Raw genomic sequence first — 20,191 nt, 5'->3', positions numbered from 1 at the left:
TTGGTAACTGTTTCCTTTGTCTCTGCACATCTTGTGCTCCCATTCTTCCTGTAAATCGGCAAAGCCGAAAATGCTCAAAAATATAAAAATCGAATGTTTAAATTAGAAAAAACCCCCGGACTTGTCAGTGCGGGGGTTTTTTCTAATTCGTGGTTACTTTCTTCCCACTCGCCCCCGCGCAGTCTTAATAATGACTACGATAATCAGGTTAATCAGTGCGTAAATGCGAGCGTTAAAAATCATAATATTCGAGTTTTCTCGTTTATTGTCTTCAGTAAATGTCTACATCTCTAGTGTTATCACACAAATCTGCTGCATGACAAGGAAAATGTCATTCTTTTTTCACATTAAAACACCATTCCACCACGCTATATAACAACCTTATCGCTTTGGTGAGCAATGAATATCCAGGGCGAATACTTTTAAATCAAAGACAAAGGAAAGTTATGGGACTCGCGATAATTCATAGTCGAGCTAGTGTGGGTGTAGAGGCTCCAGAAGTGACCGTAGAGGTGCATATCAGCAATGGAATGCCCGGTTTTACGTTGGTGGGTTTACCAGAAACAACGGTCAAGGAATCTAAAGATCGAGTGAGAAGCGCGATCATCAATTCTCGCTTTGAGTTTCCATCCAAAAGAATCACGGTTAACTTAGCTCCTGCAGATTTACCGAAAGAAGGCGGGCGGTTTGACTTGCCTATCGCGCTTGGGATTTTAGTTGCGTCGGACCAGTTACCCACATCAAAAATAGCTCAACATGAATTTATTGGTGAGTTAGCGCTGTCGGGTGAGTTGCGCTCAGTGAAAGGGGTGCTGCCAGCAACACTCGCAGCTGACAGAGTTGAGCGTTGCTTAGTCTTACCGCATCACAATGGCGATCAGGCAGCCCTAGTCGGGAAAGGGGCACATAAGTCTGCACAAACCTTGTTGGAGGTTTGTGCGGATATGTGTGGTCAGGCTCAGCTTGGTCTATATAGAACGGAACATCATCAGGCTGATGTTTCAGTGCTTCGCGACCTACAAGATATTATCGGCCAACAACAAGGCAAGCGAGCTCTGGAGATAGCCGCTGCTGGGAACCACAACTTACTGTTCCTTGGCCCGCCCGGAACAGGCAAGACCATGCTCGCTTCTCGACTGCGTGACTTGCTACCTGAAATGAGTGATGACGAGGCGATGGAAACCGCATCGGTGGCTTCGTTAACGCAACAAGAGATTAATCAATACAACTGGAAGCAACGACCTTTTCGATCGCCTCACCATTCGAGTTCGATGGCGGCATTGGTGGGTGGTGGTTCGGTACCTCGCCCTGGAGAGATCTCTCTGGCCCACAATGGCTTACTGTTTCTGGATGAAATGCCCGAATTTGAGCGTAAAGTGCTTGATTCACTGCGAGAGCCACTAGAGTCGGGCGAGATAATTATTTCGCGCGCGGCGGGTAAGACTCGTTTTCCTGCGCGCTTTCAATTAGTCGGTGCATTGAACCCTAGCCCGACAGGTTATTACGAGGGAAATCAAGCTCGCGCAAACCCACAGATCATCCTTCGTTACCTCAATCGCTTATCCGGACCATTGTTGGATAGATTCGATATGTCTTTAGAGATCCCTCTGTTGCCAAAAGGAATGTTAGCCGAAGGTGGCGACCGCGGTGAAATGACTCAAGTAGTTAAGCAAAGGGTCAGGCAGGCGCGAGAGTTGATGTTATCTCGAAACCATAAATCGAATGCACTGTTAGGTAGCCGAGAAATTGAGAAGTATTGCCCATTAAGACGTGAGGATGCTGAGTTTCTGGAAACGGCGTTGCACCGATTGGGTTTATCGATTCGTGCTTATCATCGAATCATTAAGGTGGCACGAACCATTGCCGACCTTGACGGTAACGAGCAGATCGAAAAGAAACATCTATCAGAAGCGCTTGGCTATCGAGCGATGGATCGATTGTTGAAACAACTCACGGCACAAGTTGTCTAGCAAGTAGAAAAAAGCCTGCTTAGATGCAGGCTTTCGTTGGATTGCAGTTCATACTCGCTAAGGTTAGAACTTGTAGTTCAAGCCAACTGAAACGATATATTGAGACTCGTCGTAGAAGGTAATGTTCGAGTCGCTGGTGCCGTAGCCCGCCAGTGAAACAAACGACCAGTTTTCCCAATCCATGAATTGGTCATATTCGTAGGCAGCGAATAGGTTGATATTGTCGTCGCTGCGTTTCTTGTCGTAGATAGGGTTGCTGGCATCGTAAGAGCGTTGGTTATAACCCGCTGTTAGTGCGTACTGGTGACGCCCCATGCCACCAAACAAGCTTACCTCACCACCGAATTGGTCGTAAGACTCAGCTTTACCATCTGCATCACGTGTTTGGTAGATGATAGATGGGATAAGCATCATGGTACGACTTAATGGCAGGCGATATTGACCTTTCAAGTAGAGAGTATTTGCATCTCGTTTGAGCTCTTGCTCTTGAATATCATCCTTGTCGACATCTTTAGTTGCATAAGCCATGTCTAGTGAAAAAGCTGAGCCCGCAATGCTGCTTAGTTTCAAACGAAAGGCATTACCAGTTTCATCGGTCTTCGTACGAGCTGATGTGGTGTTGTACGGATCAGCCCAGGTCTCACCTGACATAATGGTTGGCAGCAGTGACGCGTCGATCACCATGCCAGACTCAAGCTGGTATTTATAACCAACTTCTAGCACAACAGTACCCGTAGCTACGTCATCACGAGCGGTACCCGTGTAAACCTGGTGATTTAGCTTCTCACCAAAGGTATAAGCAACACTGCCTAAAGGGGCGACAAGAAACGAGCTTTCTGAAGAAGCCTTCTGATTTATAGATGAAAGATTGCTATCAGCATCGGTATTAAAGTTTGAGGTAGAAGAGGCGACTCCGGTATTGATAGAGATTTCACCACTGAAACCTTGTTGGTCTGCAAGCTTGGCAAAAGCAGGAGAAGCCGCAACGCTTAATGCCAAGAGAGTTATTTTTATTTTCATTTAAGGGCTCCTTGCCCACCGATTCTTAGGACGGGTTATTAATATCAGTAAAGCACTGCGTTTTCTGGCTTATTATTTATCAATGATGATTTTTGAACTAGCAAAAAAAAGGAAGCCGAAGCTTCCTTTCATCAATGACTTACTTCTTCAATAAGAAGTTCACGAGCTCGAAGTACTCATCAAGAGAGTTGATACCTTGAGCTTCTACTAGGTAGCGGTTGTTAACCACAACAGCTGGTACACCTGAAAGGCCGCTGTCTTTGAATGCTTTGTCGAAGCGACGAACCATAGAGTCTACTGCAAAGCCGTTATACGCAGCATCGAACTTCTTCGCATCAATACCTTCGTCTAGGAAGATTTGACGCAGCTCTTCTTCATCACGTGGTGGTTTGTTCATTGTGTGGATGCGGTTAAACATCACTGGCACCATTTTGTCTTCCACTTTCAGTGCAATCATGGTCGCGTAAGCTTTGCTCATTGGCAGACCCATGTTGCCCCCCATGAATGAAACATGGTTCTTCTGTAGCTTAGCGTCTTTAGGTAGCTGTTGTTTTAGCTGCTGGATGATTGGCTCAAAGCTATTACAGTGTGGGCAGTAAAAAGAGAAGAACTCTGTCACCATTGGTTTTTTTGATGCTTCTAGATCGAGAACTTTGTAGTGTTCACCTTCGTTAAATTTCGCAGCGTGAGCTGAAAGGCTCAACATGATCAATGAGAAAAATGCGAATAGCTTTTTCATTTATCCAATCTCCATTATGTTTGAATTTTTATCTAGTTATATGTTGCGATTGCTGTTACCACTGAGGCATTAACGAAAGTGGTGGCTCTTGCAGGGTAGCAATTTGCTCTTTACAAGCAAGTACTTGTTGCTCCCAATATTTTGGATCATTAAACCACGGGAAGGCCAGAGGAAACGCAGGATCATGCCATCGTTTCGCCAACCATGCCATGTAATGCACCATACGTAGACCGCGTAGTGGTTCGATTAGTTTCAGTTGTGCGGTATTAAAATCGCAAAATTCTTGGTAACTCTCTAGCAAAATATCCAGTTGCATCAGCTTATCTTGACGTTCGCCATTAAGCAGCATCCACAGATCTTGTATCGCAGGACCGTTACGTGCGTCATCAAGGTCGACGAACATTGGCCCATCGCGCCACAAGATATTGCCTGGGTGGCAGTCACCATGCAGGCGGATATTGTCAATGTTGCTTGGCCACTGGCTTTCTAGCTCTTTGATCAGAAGGTCAACGTCATTGAAGAACGCATTTTCTAGGTGCGTCGGGATAAACTGAGAGTTCTCTAGAATCTTACGTGGCTGATAAAGGTATTCATCTAAGCTGATAGTCGGGCGGTGCTGGAATGTTTTGCCTGCACTTGCTTTGTGAATTCGGCCAAGGAAGCGACCTACACCTTCCAATTGGTTTAAGTTATCCACTTCATACTGCCTGCCACCGACACTTTCAAACAGTGCAAACAGATAGCCTTGGTATTCGTGTAAGGTCGCACCATTGATACGCATTGGCGGTGCGATTGGCATCTCTTGTTCGATCAACTCTAATGCGAAGTCATGTTCTTCTTGGATCTGTGCTTTGTTCCAACGCTGTGGGCGATAAAACTTAACTACGTAGCGTTTGCGGTCTTCATCGGTGAATTGGTAGACCCGATTTTCGTAACTGTTGAGAGCGAGAAGCCCGGATTCAGCGCGAACTCCGATGCTCTCCAGTGCGTACCACATGAAGTCAGGAGTCAGGTTATCAAAGTTAAAGGCTTGCATCGTCATAGAATAAAAAAGGCTCATTACTGAGCCTTTTTCCATTTATTGGGTTGTTATACCAAGCACTAAGGTGCGGGTATCAGAGCTTCTTGATAAAGCGGCTTTCGACTTCCATCGTAAACTCTTCATTATCCGAGAGTATAAACTGAATTGTCGAAACTGGTGAGCTCAGTTTTTCTGGGTCGGCGCCTAAACTGATAGGTAGGTTCAAAACCTCGCCTGGATCGACAGTAATCGTCTGTTTGCCATACCAGATAGAATCGGGCAGTCCGCTAACATCGAGTTTGTACTCTTGCTCTTGTTGAGTCTTGTTGATCACTTTCAAGGTGTAGGTATTTTCAACTAACCCTTGGTTATTGACTCTGAACAGCTGGTTTCTGTCACGCAGAACACTTAGGCCGGCAGGATCAACGCTCGCGATTTGGGCGAAGAACAAGCCCAGCATCACGATCAAGATGGCGCCATAGCCCAACAGCTTGGGACGCATTACCTTGGTCGAGTGACCTTCAAGTCTGTGCTCGGTGGTGTAATTGATCAGGCCTTTTTCATAGCCCATACGCTCCATGGTGTTGTCACAGGCATCAATACACGCGCCGCAGTTAATACACTCGTATTGCAGGCCGTCACGGATATCAATCCCCGTAGGGCAGACTTGTACACACAGATTACAGTCAATACAGTCGCCTAGACCAAGCTCTTTTGGATCGGCTTTACGAGAACGAGGGCCGCGGCTTTCACCACGTTCTGTGTCGTAACCAACGATGAAAGTGTCTTTATCGAACATTGCCGACTGGAAACGTGCGTAAGGGCACATGTGCAGACAAACAATTGAGCGCATCCAACCTGCGTTGGCATAGGTACAGCCCGCAAAGAACAATACCCAAAACACAGGCCAGAAAGTCGAGTTTAAGGTAAAGAAGCCAACAACCAATTCTTTGATTGGGATGAAGTAGCCCACAAACGTTAAGCCTGTTGCGATTGCAATTGCCCACCATGCGATGTGTTTGAGGGTTTTTCTAACGATTAGATTACTTGTCAGTTTACCTGAATCTTGTTTTCTTCGCTTATTGGCAGCACCTTCCAGTTTCTCTTCGAACCAGATGTACATGAAGGTCCAGACGGTTTGTGGGCATAAATAACCACACCAGACACGGCCTAAGAAGGTGGTTATGAAGAATAAGCCAAACGCGGCAATCATAAATAGGATCGCGAGTAGGGTCAGATCTTGTGGGTATAACGTTGTGCCAAAGAAGTTGAACTGTTGGCTGCCGATATCGAGCAAGATCGCTTGGCGTTCACCAAATGGAATCCATGGGATAAGAGCAAAAAGTAAAAGTAAGAACCAACCGCCATAGCGACGCAGTTGTTGGAATTTACCTTTGCTTTCTCGAACGTAGATTCGGTTACTTGGGTTAAATCGATCTCCATTACCTTTATGTGTTTTTGGGTTAAAGGTTTTAGGAGTCACATCTTTGATATCGATTTTATCCTGACTCATGGACTATCCTTTTTGTGGCTTATTTGCCCGGTTAAATCGGACATGACGACATTACTTGAAAGTATGGTTTAGAGAACCTGTTGAAATTGAGCTTGGTGCATTTGTTGTTATCGCACTCACTCTTATTATTTTAGAAGATTCTTATGGATGGCGATTATAGCGACAATCTTGTTCTCATTTCTTTAACGCTATCAACCTTTAACAACAAAAGTCATAACAGTTATGACGAAAAAATAGCGAACAGAAACAAAAAAGCGACCAGAGGTCGCTTTTTAGAATTGAGCAATTTATTGATAAGGCAATTAAGCTTTAACGCATTTAAGCTGTTAAAGGATGCCACGCGCTTTTAGAATCGCGGTTTTGAAATCATCTTCTTGGTCTTTTTTCAGGCCTGGGATCATTTCATCTTTTTCGCTGTTGCGCATTTTTAGGTGATAGATAAGAACATCGTCAGTCAGTTCTTCAAGCTTGCCTTGGTAGCCCGCTTCTTTTGATAGCTTAATGATGAATTCTAATAGGTTAAGCTCTTGATCTTTCTGCCACTCAGGTTCCATCAGTTCAAGCAGTTCTTCAATGCGATGACACTTCATACTTTATTTCTCCACAAATTTTATAATGATTTGTGGCTAAGGTATCAAATCGGGTAGGGAATACCAATGTGTAAACACATTTCAATATGAGAGCGGGCAAGAAAAAAGCGCAGTAAAAACTGCGCTTTTCGTTAAGCGGCTTTAATTACTTTTGTTGCAGTCGGTGCCAATAAAGCAGTCTTCTGAACTAGAGTCATTGTAGGAGCCAATTTCTTAGCCGTTGGAGCAGCAACAAAGCCACTACGACGACGCATCGCACTACGGTTGGTGTGCGAGAACCTGACAGCTGTTGGGCGCATTAATTTACCTAACGGTCAGGCATATCCATTGCCAATCTAATGGCCTGATTTATCATGAGCTTCACTTCAATTACTTGAAGCGTCACTCGTCTGGCTTTCGCCAATCCGAAAAATAAATCAGGATAATGATATGCATGCATATCAAGGCTTAGATTATCACTATCTAAGTTATCAATCGACGCTTGAGTGATAATTAAACGATATTAGAGCTAAAATAGTGTGAGCAGTATATTTGAGTTTGAACCTCTTTCAGGCTTAAGATGATGCTTTAAAGGAGGTGCATATGTCGTTCTTAAAGAAAACGTTAGCAAGTTTTGGAATTGGATCTGCCAAGGTGGATTCTGTATTGCAACAGGAAGTGCTTTATCCAGGCAAGAAGGCGAGCATTATTGTGCATGTCTATGGTGGAGCTCAGCCACAAGAGATCGACAATATCGATCTCAATTTATGTTGCCGCTATGTCAAAGAAGTCACCATGAATTCCCAGAGACAAGAGGGCGGTCATAAACGCCGAATGCACCAAACATACTCGTTGGCCAAATGGAGCCTACCGTATGCTTTTGTTATTCAACCAGGTGAAACTCGTGATTTTGAGTGTGAATTTGATGTCCCGCTGAATACACCGGTCACGATTGGTGACTCAAAAGTGTGGCTTGAAACTGGCTTGGATATTGCGATGGCGATTGATCCATCGGATAAAGACATCTTAACGGTTCGTCCTGATGCACTCCTCGATGGTATTTTCAACGAACTTGAAGCTCATGGCCTGCGTATCCGCCAAGTGGAATGTGAAGCGGTAGAAGGCTTTGAACTGCCGTTTGTTCAAGAGTTTGAGTTTGTTCCGACGACGGGGCCTTATCATGGCCGCTGGCGTGAACTTGAGGTTGTTGCTCATCGTGATGAAACGGAGCTTAAGCTTTGGTTTGAGATAGACCGTAATCGCGACGGTGCAAAAGGCATGTTGGCGAGTTTATTGGGAGTAGGTCAGTTACAGCGTCAATTGAGTGTGCCATTGGATACCTCTCCGGAAGAAGCTGGCAAGATGGTACTTGAGTATCTAGATAGCGCCTCTTAGTTGACCCTTTGGTTCTTTAGCTTTAGAGAGCACAGTCTCATCACACAGTTTAGGCGTCATTGATGTCATAAAAGATGTCATAAAAATTTAAGCTTACACGTGTAAGCTTAATGTGCAATACTAGGTCAATTGAACATTTACTCTAGTAGGATACTCATGTCTGCATCATCGGCGAGCGAATACAGCGACATCGAAGAACGCGCTAATGCGATAACTCATGGCTTGGGTGTTGTGCTTGGCTTGGTTGGTTTGATTCTGCTACTGATTCGTGCGTTTGACCATCAAGCCGACATGCTGACTATTGCGAGCATGGCGGTGTATGGCAGCAGTATTATCCTACTCTTTCTCGCTTCCACGCTTTATCACTCGATCACCACAGAAAAAACCAAGCGCCTACTGAAAACCCTCGATCACTGTGCGATCTACTTACTGATCGCGGGCAGCTACACGCCATTTTTATTGGTGAGTTTAAGAACACCATTGGCGATGGGCTTGATGGCGGTAATTTGGGGAATCGCGCTGGTGGGCATCATTATGAAGATTGCCTTCGTCTACCGATTTAAGCGTTTGTCATTGGTGACTTACTTGGCGATGGGTTGGTTGTCGCTGATTGTGGTATATCAACTGGCGATGAATATCGAGATGGGTGGTTTGGTGCTACTAGCACTCGGTGGTGTGATTTACTCGCTGGGTGTGATTTTCTATGTGGCAAAACGCATCCCATATAATCATGCCATCTGGCACTTGTTTGTGTTGGCGGGCTGCGCTTGCCATTTCTTCGCTATCTACTTGTACGTGACTCCGGTTTAACGAGTCAGCACTTCAACGATTTCAGCTTTGATTTGGTACTCAGGGTGCTGTTCAACCGCTAGTTTGATAGAAGTACCTTCGGCATCTGTTTTTGGTCGAAGGTAGGTATCTGCCATACGCTTAATTGATTTCCAAACGGCTACCGTTTTCTCTTCTAATAATTCACCGCTCGATGAATACAGATCGAGTTTTACCGATACCAAGATCACTGCTTGTGTGCTTTGGTTGGTAATCGCGGTTGGGATAATCAGCTCACCATCTTCATAGCGACTTGCACCTAGCACTACATCTACCCCAGATTGAGATAGCTGTAAACTTGGCTTTTTGCTATCAACGACAATCGTCGTACCACGCACATTCGTCGCAACTGGGACTGCCACAACAGGCGCTGCTGCGACAGGCACGGCGATCTCTGATGTTGTCGCTACCTCTTTCGCTTGCTTCTGTGCCACGTACTGCCACGTAAAGTCGTCTTTCAGTAGTATCTGTTTTCCATCTTGAAGAGTTACCATTTGGTCGGCGAAGGCTGGAATGCTCAGCAGTGCGCTTGCGATAAGTAGGTATGATTTCATCTCTGTTTCCTCAAATATTCGTGCAATTAGCGTCGCCAGAAGGCTGGGAAGAATAGAACGATCAGCGTTAGTATCTCAAGCCTTCCCATCAACATACCTAGGCTTAATAACCACTTAGCGGCGTCTGGCAAAGGAGCAAAGTTACCCGTAGGGCCAATCACGCTGCCCATACCTGGGCCAACGTTGGCAACGGCTGTGATAGCGCCAGATATACTGGTCACGGGGTCAAGTCCCATCGCGCTTAAGCCACCTGCAATTAAGATAATTGTAATAAAGAACATCAAACCAAATGCGACGAGTGAACGCACAATGTCGTCATTCACTGGTCGTTGGTTATAGCGTTGAACAAATACACCTGACGGGTGAATCAGCTTCATCATTTGTTTGTGGAGCATGGTCATCGCGATCTGGAAGCGGAAGATTTTGATACCGCCAGAGGTTGAACCCGAGCAAGCGCCCGCCATCATTAGAAACGCAAATAAGGTAGTTGGCAGTGCGCCCCACGCGGTGAAGTCTTCTAAGCCAAAACCGGTTGTGGTGACTACGGACACGATGTTGAACATCGAAACACGCATCGCATCTATGACAGTGTAGCCATCTCTAACCACCAGCCATGTGGAGATCACGGCACTGGTGACCAAAAATAGATACGTGAAGCCTCTCACTTGCGCATCTTTATAGAGGATTGAGAGCTTTCTACCACGCAGTGCGCTAACAAACAGTAGGAACGGCAGACCGCCAAGGAACATGAACAGGGTTCCCACCCAGTGAGCACTGTTAGAGAAGTGGTTCATCGAGCCATCTGATGTTGAGTAACCCCCCGTCGACAGTGTTGTGAAGGCGTGGTTGATGGCATCAAAGATGCCCATGCCAGCAAACAGATAGCTAATGATGCACAAGCCAGTAAGAACCAGATAAACCGCCACGATGTTCTTCGCGACTGTTTTTGCTCGTGGGCTGCTTTTATCTGACCAATCGGATGATTCGGTTTGGAACAGGCGCATACCACCGACGTTGAGCATCGGCAGTACCGCTACTGCCATTACGATGAACCCAACACCACCAAGCCACTGCAATATAGATCGCCATAATAGAATGCTTGGTGCCATGCTATCTAAGCCACTCAGTACCGTTGAACCTGTTGTGGTAATACCGGACATGGTTTCAAAGTAGGCGTCAGTGAAGCTGATGTGGTTGATGAAAACAAACGGCAATGCGGCGAAGGCACTGGCTATAGTCCATACCAGAGAGGTGATCAGGAACATGTCTCGCACCCCAAGTCGGAAATTAGCTGAACGGCCCAAGCTCAAGCAGATGAACGCCACAATGTGCGTGATCACTACTGATTGACCAAACTCGAGGAAGCCACCGGTGCCAGTAAAAAAGGCAACCAATGTGGGGATGTACATGAAAAGGGCGAGTTTTGATAACACTAACCCTATCACTAATAATATCGGACGAAAGTTGACCATAGCTTAATAGACCATCGCTTTGTGCCGGAGCGTCGTTCTCACAAAAAGAAAGTTGCGAGAAGAAGCTTACGAGAACAAGGCTATAAGAAGAACGGGCTCGGTTGGAATAGAGACTCAACATCAGGTACGTATTTCTTGTCCACTAGGAACATCACAACGTGGTCATCTTGTTCAATTACGGTTCTATCGTGCGCAATAAGCACCTCTTCTCCGCGAACAATCGCACCAATAGTGGTGCCCGGTGGCAGTTTGATGTCGCCAATTGCTCGGCCAACGACTTTCGATGTGGTTTCGTCACCGTGCGCAATGGCTTCGATCGCCTCTGCAGCGCCGCGACGTAGTGAAGATACGTTTACAATATCAGCACGACGAACGTGAGTAAGCAGCGCAGAAATGGTCGCTTGTTGTGGCGATATCGCAATATCAATTACACCACCCTGAACAAGGTCGACGTAAGCACCACGCTGAATCAGTACCATTACCTTCTTGGCACCCATTCGCTTAGCCAGCATAGCGGACATGATGTTGGTTTCATCTTCATTGGTTAGGGCAATGAACACATCCACCTGATCGATGTTCTCTTCAGTTAGCAGCTCTTGGTCTGCTGCGTCACCACAGAATACGATGGTGTTTTCTAACTCTTCAGACAGCTTCTCTGCACGAGTGTAGCTGCGCTCAATAAGCTTGATGCTGTAGCTCTGCTCAAGGCGTTTCGCCAAGCTTGCACCAATGTTACCACCACCGACAATCATGATGCGGCGGTATGGTTTCTCTAGGCGTTGCAGCTCACTCATTACTGAGCGGATATGGTTACTTGCCGCCACAAAGAACACTTCATCATCGGCTTCAATGATGGTGGTGCCTTGCGGGCGAATAGGGCGACCTTGACGGAAGATAGCCGCAACACGAGTATCGATGTGTGGCATGTGCTCACGCAAAGCAGACAGTGCATTACCAACCAGTGGACCACCGTAGTAGGCTTTTACTGCCACTAGGCTCACTTTCTGTTCTGCAAAACTCACCACTTGTAGTGCGCCTGGGTATTGAATCAAACGTTCGATGTAGCTGGTTACCAGTTCTTCCGGTGCGATCAGATGATCGACTGGGATAGCACCAGACTTGAATAGCGCTTCTTTCTCTTCTAAATACTGTGGAGAGCGGATACGGGCAATTCGGTTTGGCGTATTAAACAGAGAGAAGGCAACCTGACATGCGGCCATGTTGGTTTCATCCATGTTGGTTACGGCAACCAACATGTCGGCATCTTGCGCGCCCGCTTCACGTAGTGTGTTCGGGTGGCTGGCATAACCGTTTACAACCCTAAGGTCGTATTTGTCCTGAAGTTCACGAAGTCGGTCGGCATTACGGTCGACGATCGTGATGTCATTGTTTTCACCCACTAGGTTTTCAGCAAGGGTACCGCCAACTTGTCCAGCACCTAGAATAATGATCTTCATAGCCTTTCTCTTATTTTTTGCCGTTGTAATTCTAGTGATCTCTTTTCGCTTTGATAATGCACTAGAAAGAAACAGCGGCTAAGAAATAAATTCTTAGCCGCTGTTAGTTGTTATGCCTGTTTTACTAGAACTGCGTAGTAGAAGCCATCCATATCTTCTTCGCCAGGCAGTATTTGACGACCCGGTTTTTCGATATCAGACCCAACCAACGTTGCGTTCTCGGTACGTGCTAGGAATGCTTTCACTTGCAGCACGTTTTCTTGCGGCGTGATAGAACATGTCGCATAAACCATGGTGCCGCCTTCTTTTAGCTGGCGCCACATTGCATCCAAGATCTCGCTTTGTAGCTCTGCTAGTGCATCGATATCAGAGGCTCGGCGTAGCCACTTAATGTCAGGGTGACGGCGAATTACACCGGTCGCTGAACAAGGTGCATCAAGTAGGATGCGGTCGAACTGACTGCCCGTCCACCACTCTTCAGGGTAGCGAGCATCACCACAGATTACGTCGGCACGCAGTTGTAGGCGTTCAAGGTTATCGTAAACGCGGTCTAGGCGTTTAATATCACTGTCAATCGCAACCACTTCAGTGTCTTGGGTATGTTCAAGAATATGTGCAGTTTTACCGCCAGGTGCTGCGCAGCAATCAAGGATTAGCTCACCATCTTTTGGTGTTAGGTAATCAACAGAAAGTTGAGCTGCAGCGTCTTGTACTGATACCCAGCCTCGGTCGAAACCAGGAAGCAAAGTAACATCACAAGGTGACGCTAATTTTATGGCATCAGCTGCTTCGGGGTGCAGCGTGTATTCAATGTTTTCGTTTTTAAGCAGTTCAACATACTCGTCACGAGTGTGGTGCTGGCGGTTTACGCGTAGCCACATTGGTGCCTTGCTGTTGTTTGCTTCAACCAATTGCTCCCACTGATCTGGGTAGCTTTCTTGAAGCATTTTTAGAATCCAGCTTGGATGGCTGTATTTGCCAGCATTGTGGCTAACGGCTTTCTCATCTAGCTCTTCCTGATCGCGCAAATAGCTGCGAAGCACTGCATTGATCAAACCACTGAGGCTTGGGCCGCGCAGCGTTTTGGTTGCTTCAACTGTTTCAGCAACGGCAGCATGCGAAGGAATGCGCATAAAACTCAACTGGTAAATGCCTACTAAAATAAGATGGTGGAATACGCGCTTTTTACCTTTAAGCGAGTTTTCCATCAGTTCGTTAGCGATTGACTCTAAGCGAGGCAGGTAACGAAGTGCGCCGTAGCAAATCTCTTGCAGTAGAGCATGGTCTCGCGGACGGATCGTTTTTTGAGCCGCAGGGAGAGCGTGTGAAAGAGAGTGGCCTTTATCGACAACTTGGAATAGGACATTTGCAGCAGCAGCGCGAACATTCATGAGGGGTACCGAATATTTATTTGAATACATGAGGACATCTCTGCCCTCGTAAAGGTTTTCTAAATAGTGTTTTTACAAGCTACACGTTTTTAAGTACATATTGAGTAGCTTTAAAGCGGTTAAAAAAGTTGAGTACCAACTTCAAACCAGCTTGCTCGTGAGTTCAAGATGTCCTGAACTGACATAGCTTTTTTGCCTGGAACTTGTAGCTGTTCCAATACTAATATTTTGTCGCCAGTCGCAACATAAATACCAGTCTTATCTGCTTTGATGATTGAGCCAGCTGGCGCAGATGTCGATTCTTCATCAACACGTGTCTGCCAAACTTTAATGCTTTTTTCATCATTAGAGCTGCTATCAACAATCGCAAAGTGACTCATTGGCCACGGGTTGAAAGCGCGCACACAACGTTCGATGTGTTCTGCACTGTCATTCCAATCAATTTTTGCTTCTTCTTTGCTCAGCTTCTTCGCGTAGTTAGCAAGTTCGTCATCTTGCTTCTCAGCAACGGCTTTACCAGAAGCGATGTCAGCTAAACACTCAACAAGAGCATCAGGACCAAGGCCAGCCAACTTCTCGTACATTGACGCGCTGGTGTCTGTTGCTTCGATTGGGAGCGTCGCGATACTGAGCATATCACCGGTATCTAGGCCGATATCCATCTGCATGATCGTCACGCCAGTCTCTTTATCGCCCGCCCAGATAGAGCGTTGAATCGGAGCAGCACCACGCCAGCGCGGTAGGATAGAGCCATGTACGTTGATACAACCCAAGCGAGGCGTATCTAATACAGCTTGTGGAAGCAATAAGCCGTAAGCCACAACAACCATGATGTCAGCATTCAAATCTGCTAGCTCTTGCTTAGCTTCATCTGACTTGAAATTTTCTGGTTGGTAAACCGGAATATTGTTTTCAAGTGCGATGTTTTTTACTGGGCTCGCCGTCAGTTTTTTACCGCGGCCTGCTGGACGATCTGGCTGTGTGTAAACAGCAATAACTTCATGCTCCGAAGACAACAACGCCGCCAAGTGACGGGCGGCGAAATCCGGAGTACCTGCGAAGACAATTCTTAAAGACTGACTCAAGGTAGGCTTCCTTCTAATTTAGTAATAGCAGCGGTGATTAACCTTGTTTTTCGTTGAAACGTTTAATCTTCGCTAGCTTATCTTGGATACGTTTACGCTTTAGTGGCGATAGGTAATCAACAAACAACTTGCCTTCTAGGTGGTCAAGTTCGTGCTGAACACAGATAGCCAGAAGGTCATCAGCGTCGAATGTGAATTCGTTGCCGTCACGGTCTAATGCTTTAACCGTTACTTCTGCAGCGCGAGGTACTAGAGCTCGAGCGCCTGGTACAGATAGGCAGCCTTCTTCGATACCATCTTCGCCGCGCTTCTCGGTAATTTCAGGATTGATAAGCACCATTGGCTCATCACGCGTTTCTGAAATATCGATAACAACGATGCGTTGGTGGAAATCTACTTGCGTTGCTGCAAGGCCGATACCTTCTTCGTCGTACATGGTTTCAATCATGTCATCAACGAACTTTTGAATCTCTGGGGTAACTTCTTTTACCGGTTTCGCCACGGTACGTAGACGATCATCTGGTAATGTTAATACTTGTAATACAGACATATACACTCGAAATATTGAACTGTGCCGAAACAGCTTAAACCTTGTTGGCTCAATTCTAGACATTTTAGAGGTCAAATGACAGCATCCTGAAGGTAATTCTCAAATCAGATGTCATATATTCAGACCAAGGAACCTAGGTCATGCGTCATTTTTCCCCTGCTTTATCTCTTATTTGTGCTTCGATGTCGTTCGCCGTTACGGCTGAAAATAGTGAGCAACCTTTAACCATAAAACAAGGCGCACCCGATGCGTATGTGGTGGTTAAGGGGGATACCTTATGGGATATCTCCGCGATGTATCTCGATAGCCCTTGGTTGTGGCCAAGGTTATGGCAGGTAAACCCTGAAATAGAAAACCCTCACCTTATTTACCCCGGAGATAAACTGTCTTTAGTTTGGATTAATGGCGAGCCGGTATTGAGCCTCAAGCCCGTTATCAAACTTAGCCCTAAGATTCGTGTCTCTGAGAAGAAAGCTGTGCCAACCGTCAATGAAGGTTTGGTTCTGCCTTATCTACAATCTGATCGCTTGGTTGAACAGCAAGATATTCAATCGGCTCAACGAGTGTTAGGAACGAGTGATGGGAAGAGATTCTTATCGGGTGAAGACCGGTTGTTTATCTCGGGCAACCAACAACATCAAAAGTGGGGTATCTACCGCGCCGTTGAGACCTACCAACGACAGCAACCTCAAGCGAGTATGACCTCATTACGTTTGGTCGCCACGGCACGCTTAAAAGAAGTGGACGCTGAGTTCAGTAGCTTACAGATAGAGACTCAGCTGCAAGAGGTGCTGCTTAACGATCTCGTGTTACCAGAGCTTGGTGTTGATCAGGTGAAGCTCTCAACCACGTTTTACCCTGCACCTAGTGCTGCGGGTCAGTTTGCCAATATCTTGGGTTCATTGGATGGTAGCCAATACAGCGCAAAGAATCAGGTCGTTGTTATCAACAAAGGCTCGCAGGACAACCTTCGCCAGGGATCTATGTTCACCCTTAGCGAGAGTGGGGCTGTGGTGTTTGGTAAGCAAGGTGAATACAGCTATAAAGAATCAGCAGCGAGCGATAAGGTGCAATTGCCAAGTACCTCACTTGGTAGTTTGATGGTCATTCGTCCTTATGAGTATTTTAGCTTGGCCTTGATCACTCAGAGCTCAAAACCGGTTAGTAATGATATTCTTGCGGTATCACCTTTGGATCTGGCTTTGAAGGAAGAAGCTAAGGGCACCGAGTGAATGAGCAACAACTGAGCGCTTGGCTAACTCTAAGTTTTGTTCCGCAACTGGGTGGTAAGCGTCTTTCTCGTCTGCTGAGTGTTGATTCCCCATCGAATATTGTTGGTTACTCCAGCCAACAGCTTCAAGCGATTGGTTTGTCAGCTAAGCAAATCTCCTATTTAAGAGATCAAGCCCCAAGAGAAGTGGAGGCTTGTCTCGCGTGGCAAGCAAGACAGCCCAACCACCACATCATTACCCCTAATTGCCCTCATTACCCCAAACTGCTGAACGAGACAGCTTCTGCGCCAAGTGTGCTTTTCGTTAAAGGTCATGTTGAAAAACTGATTGAGCCTCAAATCGCTATGGTCGGCAGTCGTAACGCCAGTTTAGAAGGGCTGCAAACCGCCAAGTCCTTTGCTAAAGAGTTCGTACAAAACGGTTTGATTGTCACCAGTGGCTTAGCGTTGGGTATTGACGGCTATGCTCATGATGGTGCTTTGGATAAAGGAGGGGAGACTTTCGCGGTGCTGGGCTCTGGTTTAGATTCCATTTATCCTGCGCGGCACAGAAACCTAGCCGATAGAATCTGTGAAAATGGGGCGTTGATTTCAGAGTTCCGACCTAGTGCTAAACCTCGACCTGAACATTTTCCTCGCCGTAACCGTATTATAAGTGGGTTGTCGCTTGGAACTTTGGTGGTTGAGGCCGCTGAAAAGAGTGGTTCTTTGATTACGGCTCGCTATGCCATGGAGCAAGGTCGAGAGGTGTTTGCGCTGCCCGGTTCAATTCATAGCCCAACCAGTCGCGGAGGTAACAGTTTAATTAAAGCTGGAGCATGTTTAGTACAAAATGCTCAAGATGTTCTGATTGAAATAAAGAGTCTGTTAGACTGGTCTATAGATCAGCAGCCCAGTTTGTTCGAGCCTACGCAGAATGAGGGTGAAAATGAGCAATTGCCATTTCCACAGCTGTTCGCTAACGTAGGATTAGAGGCGACACCCGTTGATATTTTGGCACAGCGAACCCATATACCTGTGCATGAGGTCATGATGCAGCTTTTAGAGCTTGAGCTCTCAGGGCATGTTGTTGCAGTTTCCGGTGGCTATATTCGAAAGGGGAGAGGCTAAGCTATGATGATGGACATACTGATGTACTTGTTTGAAACCTACATCCATAGCGATTCTGAATTGCAGGTGGATCAAGATGAACTGGAAGATGAACTTCTTCGAGCAGGGTTTCACCAAGATGATATTTATAAGGCTCTCCATTGGTTAGAAGATCTTGCGGCATTGCAAGATACCGATAACCAAGCGGCGATTACTATGTGCTCCAATACCTCGATGCGTGTTTACACCAGTCGAGAGGTATCGCGTATTAATATGGAGTGTCGAGGTTTCTTATTGTTCCTAGAACAGATCAACGTGCTCACGACAGAGATTCGTGAAATGGTGATTGATCGTGTGATGGGGCTTGAGACCAACGAATTTGAATTGGATGATCTGAAATGGATTATCTTAATGGTGCTGTTCAATGTACCGGGTAATGAAAGTGCTTACACGCAAATGGAAGAGCTGTTGTACACCAAAGAGCAAGGTATCTTGCATTAATACAGGCTTGTCATGAGTAGTAAGATTGATAATCAGCTTTTTTCAGCACATGAACATGCGTTAGAGCATGAACCGTGTCCACAGTGTGGCGGGGAGCTTCAACTTCGCCATGGTAAGCACGGCCCATTTTTAGGCTGTAAGCAGTATCCGAGCTGTGATTACATCAAGCCTCTTCATCAAAATGATGGTCATGTGGTGAAAGAGCTGGGCGTACCGTGTCCTAAATGCCAAAACGAATTGGTATTAAGGCAAGGTCGCTTTGGCATGTTCATTGGTTGTAGTAGTTACCCAATGTGTAATCACATCGAATCTTTGGATCAACCAAAAGAACAAGCTGAAGAGCAGCCACTTGTTGCTTGTCCTGAGTGTGGCAGAGGCCATTTGGTTGAGCGTAAATCGCGCTATGGCAAAACCTTTTATGCGTGCGATAACTACCCTAAGTGTAAGTTCGCAGTAAACCAACCACCTATTATCGGTCGTTGTGAAGAGTGTCAGTTCCCGTTGTTACTTGAGAAGAAAACAGCCAATGGAACCAAGATACAATGTGCTGATCGCAAGTGTCACCACATTCAATCTCAATAACTCGATATTATAGATACAAAAAAACGGCGCTCACTGAGCGCCGTTTTTGTATCCAATGAACTTTTTATATCAATAAGCCAATGTAGGACTTACTTCATCTGCTCAGCAAACTTATGCACAGCAGGATAGGCTTGCTTGTCGAGAATGTCTGCCAGAGAGCATAACGCTCTTTGCAGTTCTGCGTTGTAGTCAGCGCTCACGTTGATGTGGCCCATCTTGCGACCCGCACGCTTTTCTTTGCCATACCAATGAACATGACAACCACCTTGAGCAAGAATAGCCTCAGGAAGAGTATCTTCGCCAAGAATGTTGATCATTGCGGTTGGACGAATCAGTTTAGTGCTACCTAGTGGCATGCCACACACTGCACGTAGGTGGTTTTCAAACTGACAAGTCTCTGCGCCTTGTTGCGTCCAGTGACCCGAGTTATGAACACGTGGTGCAATCTCATTAACAAGCAGTGAACCTTGAACATCAAAGAACTCAAGTGCTAGCACACCAACGTAATCTAAGCGCTCAGCAATGGCAGTGAACATGGCTTTCGCTTGCTCTTGCAGTTCAATGTCATCAATCGCTGTCGATAAGCTCAACACGCCGTCGGTGTGAACATTTTCAGCTAAAGGGTACACTTGAATATCGCCATTGATACCACGAGCACCGACAAGTGATACTTCGCGATCAAACGGGACGAACTCTTCAGCCACAATGGCTTGGTTATCTGTTGCGGCAATGCACTCCGCCATTTCTGCCCAAGTCGCGTCAACATTGTCTATGGTCTTTAAGCGCCATTGACCTTTGCCATCGTAGCCGCCAAGTGTGCTCTTCAATACCATTGGCAAGCCAACGTGAGCAATTGCAGCGTCAAAGTCTTCGCGAGAGTTAACCACGTAGTACTTAGCATTTTTTACGTTTGCTTCGTCTAACAGAGCTTTTTCAAGGCGACGATCACCGCCAGCTTTGATTGCTTCTGTTGTCGGTAAGAACTTACCGCTGCGCTCACACACCTCAAGTACATCGTGAGGGATATGTTCGAACTCAGCAGTAATGACGTCCGCACGCTCAATCGCATTGTCTAAGCCGTTGCCTAGAATTGCTTGCGTTAATGGGTGAACAATATTTTTGCTGCCAACATCAAAAGCAGAAATTTCAATATTCAGCGGTGCCCCAGCTAGGGACATCATACGAGCAAGTTGGCCCGCGCCTAACACAAGAACATGCATGGGA

20 protein-coding genes are annotated in these 20,191 nt (G+C 46.2%); 7 read left to right on the top strand and 13 right to left on the bottom strand.

Annotated elements, in window-relative coordinates:
• The first annotated feature begins 446 nt into the window (after positions 1–446).
• Positions 447–1,970, top strand: coding sequence for a YifB family Mg chelatase-like AAA ATPase (locus tag ITG09_00340; protein UPR52165.1), 1,524 nt, complete (start codon positions 447–449; stop codon positions 1,968–1,970).
• Positions 1,971–2,033: 63 nt separating this feature from the next.
• Here ITG09_00340 and ITG09_00335 read toward each other — a convergent pair whose 3' ends face one another.
• From ITG09_00335 to ITG09_00310, 6 genes are all read right to left on the bottom strand, one after another.
• Complete coding sequence (locus ITG09_00335; GenBank protein UPR52164.1) at positions 2,034–2,990, bottom strand: DUF2860 domain-containing protein; 957 nt, start codon at positions 2,988–2,990, stop codon at positions 2,034–2,036.
• A gap of 139 nt (positions 2,991–3,129) precedes the next feature.
• Positions 3,130–3,729 carry a thiol:disulfide interchange protein DsbA/DsbL gene (locus ITG09_00330; GenBank protein UPR52163.1) on the bottom strand — a complete coding sequence of 200 codons (600 nt, stop codon included), beginning with the start codon at positions 3,727–3,729 and terminating at the stop codon, positions 3,130–3,132.
• 55 nt (positions 3,730–3,784) lie between these two features.
• A complete protein-coding gene (locus ITG09_00325; protein ID UPR53559.1) occupies positions 3,785–4,771 on the bottom strand; it encodes a serine/threonine protein kinase in 987 nt (328 codons plus the stop codon).
• 73 nt (positions 4,772–4,844) lie between these two features.
• Positions 4,845–6,263, bottom strand: coding sequence for a cytochrome c oxidase accessory protein CcoG (ccoG, locus tag ITG09_00320; protein ID UPR52162.1), 1,419 nt, complete (start codon positions 6,261–6,263; stop codon positions 4,845–4,847).
• Between the two features lie 326 nt (positions 6,264–6,589).
• Positions 6,590–6,853 carry a YihD family protein gene (locus ITG09_00315; protein ID UPR52161.1) on the bottom strand — a complete coding sequence of 88 codons (264 nt, stop codon included), beginning with the start codon at positions 6,851–6,853 and terminating at the stop codon, positions 6,590–6,592.
• Between the two features lie 131 nt (positions 6,854–6,984).
• On the bottom strand, positions 6,985–7,152 hold the full coding sequence (locus ITG09_00310; protein ID UPR52160.1) for a hypothetical protein: 168 nt from the start codon (positions 7,150–7,152) through the stop codon (positions 6,985–6,987).
• Positions 7,153–7,435: 283 nt separating this feature from the next.
• Between ITG09_00310 and ITG09_00305 the strand changes: the two genes are divergently transcribed.
• Together ITG09_00305 and ITG09_00300 are read left to right on the top strand one after the other, a co-directional pair.
• Positions 7,436–8,227: a sporulation protein gene (locus ITG09_00305; GenBank protein UPR52159.1), complete on the top strand. Its 792-nt coding sequence runs from the start codon at positions 7,436–7,438 to the stop codon at positions 8,225–8,227.
• 156 nt (positions 8,228–8,383) lie between these two features.
• Positions 8,384–9,037 (top strand): hemolysin III family protein, encoded by a 654-nt coding sequence (locus ITG09_00300; GenBank protein UPR52158.1) that lies wholly within the window; start codon positions 8,384–8,386, stop codon positions 9,035–9,037.
• Here ITG09_00300 and ITG09_00295 read toward each other — a convergent pair.
• From ITG09_00295 to def, 6 genes are all read right to left on the bottom strand, one after another.
• On the bottom strand, positions 9,034–9,609 hold the full coding sequence (locus ITG09_00295) for a DUF3157 family protein (GenBank protein ID UPR52157.1): 576 nt from the start codon (positions 9,607–9,609) through the stop codon (positions 9,034–9,036). The genes ITG09_00300 and ITG09_00295 overlap by 4 nt on opposite strands.
• A gap of 26 nt (positions 9,610–9,635) precedes the next feature.
• Positions 9,636–11,081 (bottom strand): TrkH family potassium uptake protein, encoded by a 1,446-nt coding sequence (locus tag ITG09_00290; protein UPR52156.1) that lies wholly within the window; start codon positions 11,079–11,081, stop codon positions 9,636–9,638.
• 80 nt (positions 11,082–11,161) lie between these two features.
• Positions 11,162–12,538: a Trk system potassium transporter TrkA gene (gene trkA / locus ITG09_00285; protein ID UPR52155.1), complete on the bottom strand. Its 1,377-nt coding sequence runs from the start codon at positions 12,536–12,538 to the stop codon at positions 11,162–11,164.
• Positions 12,539–12,648: 110 nt separating this feature from the next.
• Positions 12,649–13,929 carry a 16S rRNA (cytosine(967)-C(5))-methyltransferase RsmB gene (gene rsmB, locus ITG09_00280; GenBank protein ID UPR52154.1) on the bottom strand — a complete coding sequence of 427 codons (1,281 nt, stop codon included), beginning with the start codon at positions 13,927–13,929 and terminating at the stop codon, positions 12,649–12,651.
• Positions 13,930–14,048: 119 nt separating this feature from the next.
• Positions 14,049–15,014, bottom strand: coding sequence for a methionyl-tRNA formyltransferase (gene fmt, locus ITG09_00275; GenBank protein UPR52153.1), 966 nt, complete (start codon positions 15,012–15,014; stop codon positions 14,049–14,051).
• A 37-nt stretch (positions 15,015–15,051) separates the two neighbouring features.
• Positions 15,052–15,627, bottom strand: coding sequence for a peptide deformylase (gene def / locus ITG09_00270; GenBank protein ID UPR52152.1), 576 nt, complete (start codon positions 15,625–15,627; stop codon positions 15,052–15,054).
• A 77-nt stretch (positions 15,628–15,704) separates the two neighbouring features.
• On the opposite strand from def, the gene ITG09_00265 reads away from it, so the two are divergent.
• From ITG09_00265 to ITG09_00250, 4 genes are read left to right on the top strand one after another with little or no spacing between them, the layout of a single operon-like run.
• On the top strand, positions 15,705–16,796 hold the full coding sequence (locus ITG09_00265) for a LysM peptidoglycan-binding domain-containing protein (GenBank protein ID UPR52151.1): 1,092 nt from the start codon (positions 15,705–15,707) through the stop codon (positions 16,794–16,796).
• Positions 16,793–17,905, top strand: coding sequence for a DNA-protecting protein DprA (gene dprA / locus ITG09_00260; protein UPR52150.1), 1,113 nt, complete (start codon positions 16,793–16,795; stop codon positions 17,903–17,905). Before ITG09_00265 ends, dprA begins: the two co-directional genes overlap by 4 nt.
• 3 nt (positions 17,906–17,908) lie before the next feature.
• The gene (locus ITG09_00255; GenBank protein ID UPR52149.1) at positions 17,909–18,385 is read left to right on the top strand and encodes a DUF494 domain-containing protein; all 477 of its coding nucleotides are present in this window, start codon (positions 17,909–17,911) and stop codon (positions 18,383–18,385) included.
• A gap of 12 nt (positions 18,386–18,397) precedes the next feature.
• Complete coding sequence (locus ITG09_00250; protein UPR52148.1) at positions 18,398–18,967, top strand: topoisomerase DNA-binding C4 zinc finger domain-containing protein; 570 nt, start codon at positions 18,398–18,400, stop codon at positions 18,965–18,967.
• Positions 18,968–19,056: 89 nt separating this feature from the next.
• Here ITG09_00250 and ITG09_00245 read toward each other — a convergent pair whose 3' ends face one another.
• A complete protein-coding gene (locus ITG09_00245; protein UPR52147.1) occupies positions 19,057–20,187 on the bottom strand; it encodes a 5-(carboxyamino)imidazole ribonucleotide synthase in 1,131 nt (376 codons plus the stop codon).
• Positions 20,188–20,191 lie beyond the last annotated feature (4 nt).

The sequence above is a fragment of the Vibrio cyclitrophicus genome, from assembly GCA_023206055.1.
GTDB lineage: Bacteria > Pseudomonadota > Gammaproteobacteria > Enterobacterales > Vibrionaceae > Vibrio > Vibrio cyclitrophicus_A.
This window is presented reverse-complemented; position numbering and strand designations above follow the sequence as displayed.

What these genes read in the sequence shown, in the direction of transcription:
- ITG09_00335 (UPR52164.1), bottom strand. Translation starts at nt 2,990, where the DNA reads ATGAAAATAAAAATAACTCTCTTGGCATTAAGCGTTGCGGCTTCTCCT.
- def (UPR52152.1), bottom strand. Translation starts at nt 15,627, where the DNA reads ATGTCTAGAATTGAGCCAACAAGGTTTAAGCTGTTTCGGCACAGTTCA.
- ITG09_00295 (UPR52157.1), bottom strand. Translation starts at nt 9,609, where the DNA reads ATGAAATCATACCTACTTATCGCAAGCGCACTGCTGAGCATTCCAGCC.
- ITG09_00245 (UPR52147.1), bottom strand. Translation starts at nt 20,187, where the DNA reads ATGCATGTTCTTGTGTTAGGCGCGGGCCAACTTGCTCGTATGATGTCC.
- ITG09_00330 (UPR52163.1), bottom strand. Translation starts at nt 3,729, where the DNA reads ATGAAAAAGCTATTCGCATTTTTCTCATTGATCATGTTGAGCCTTTCA.
- ITG09_00290 (UPR52156.1), bottom strand. Translation starts at nt 11,081, where the DNA reads ATGGTCAACTTTCGTCCGATATTATTAGTGATAGGGTTAGTGTTATCA.
- trkA (UPR52155.1), bottom strand. Translation starts at nt 12,538, where the DNA reads ATGAAGATCATTATTCTAGGTGCTGGACAAGTTGGCGGTACCCTTGCT.
- ITG09_00300 (UPR52158.1), top strand. Translation starts at nt 8,384, where the DNA reads ATGTCTGCATCATCGGCGAGCGAATACAGCGACATCGAAGAACGCGCT.
- ccoG (UPR52162.1), bottom strand. Translation starts at nt 6,263, where the DNA reads ATGAGTCAGGATAAAATCGATATCAAAGATGTGACTCCTAAAACCTTT.
- ITG09_00250 (UPR52148.1), top strand. Translation starts at nt 18,398, where the DNA reads ATGAGTAGTAAGATTGATAATCAGCTTTTTTCAGCACATGAACATGCG.
- ITG09_00305 (UPR52159.1), top strand. Translation starts at nt 7,436, where the DNA reads ATGTCGTTCTTAAAGAAAACGTTAGCAAGTTTTGGAATTGGATCTGCC.
- ITG09_00310 (UPR52160.1), bottom strand. Translation starts at nt 7,152, where the DNA reads ATGCGCCCAACAGCTGTCAGGTTCTCGCACACCAACCGTAGTGCGATG.
- ITG09_00315 (UPR52161.1), bottom strand. Translation starts at nt 6,853, where the DNA reads ATGAAGTGTCATCGCATTGAAGAACTGCTTGAACTGATGGAACCTGAG.
- ITG09_00325 (UPR53559.1), bottom strand. Translation starts at nt 4,771, where the DNA reads ATGACGATGCAAGCCTTTAACTTTGATAACCTGACTCCTGACTTCATG.
- ITG09_00265 (UPR52151.1), top strand. Translation starts at nt 15,705, where the DNA reads ATGCGTCATTTTTCCCCTGCTTTATCTCTTATTTGTGCTTCGATGTCG.
- ITG09_00340 (UPR52165.1), top strand. Translation starts at nt 447, where the DNA reads ATGGGACTCGCGATAATTCATAGTCGAGCTAGTGTGGGTGTAGAGGCT.
- ITG09_00255 (UPR52149.1), top strand. Translation starts at nt 17,909, where the DNA reads ATGATGATGGACATACTGATGTACTTGTTTGAAACCTACATCCATAGC.
- rsmB (UPR52154.1), bottom strand. Translation starts at nt 13,929, where the DNA reads ATGAATGTTCGCGCTGCTGCTGCAAATGTCCTATTCCAAGTTGTCGAT.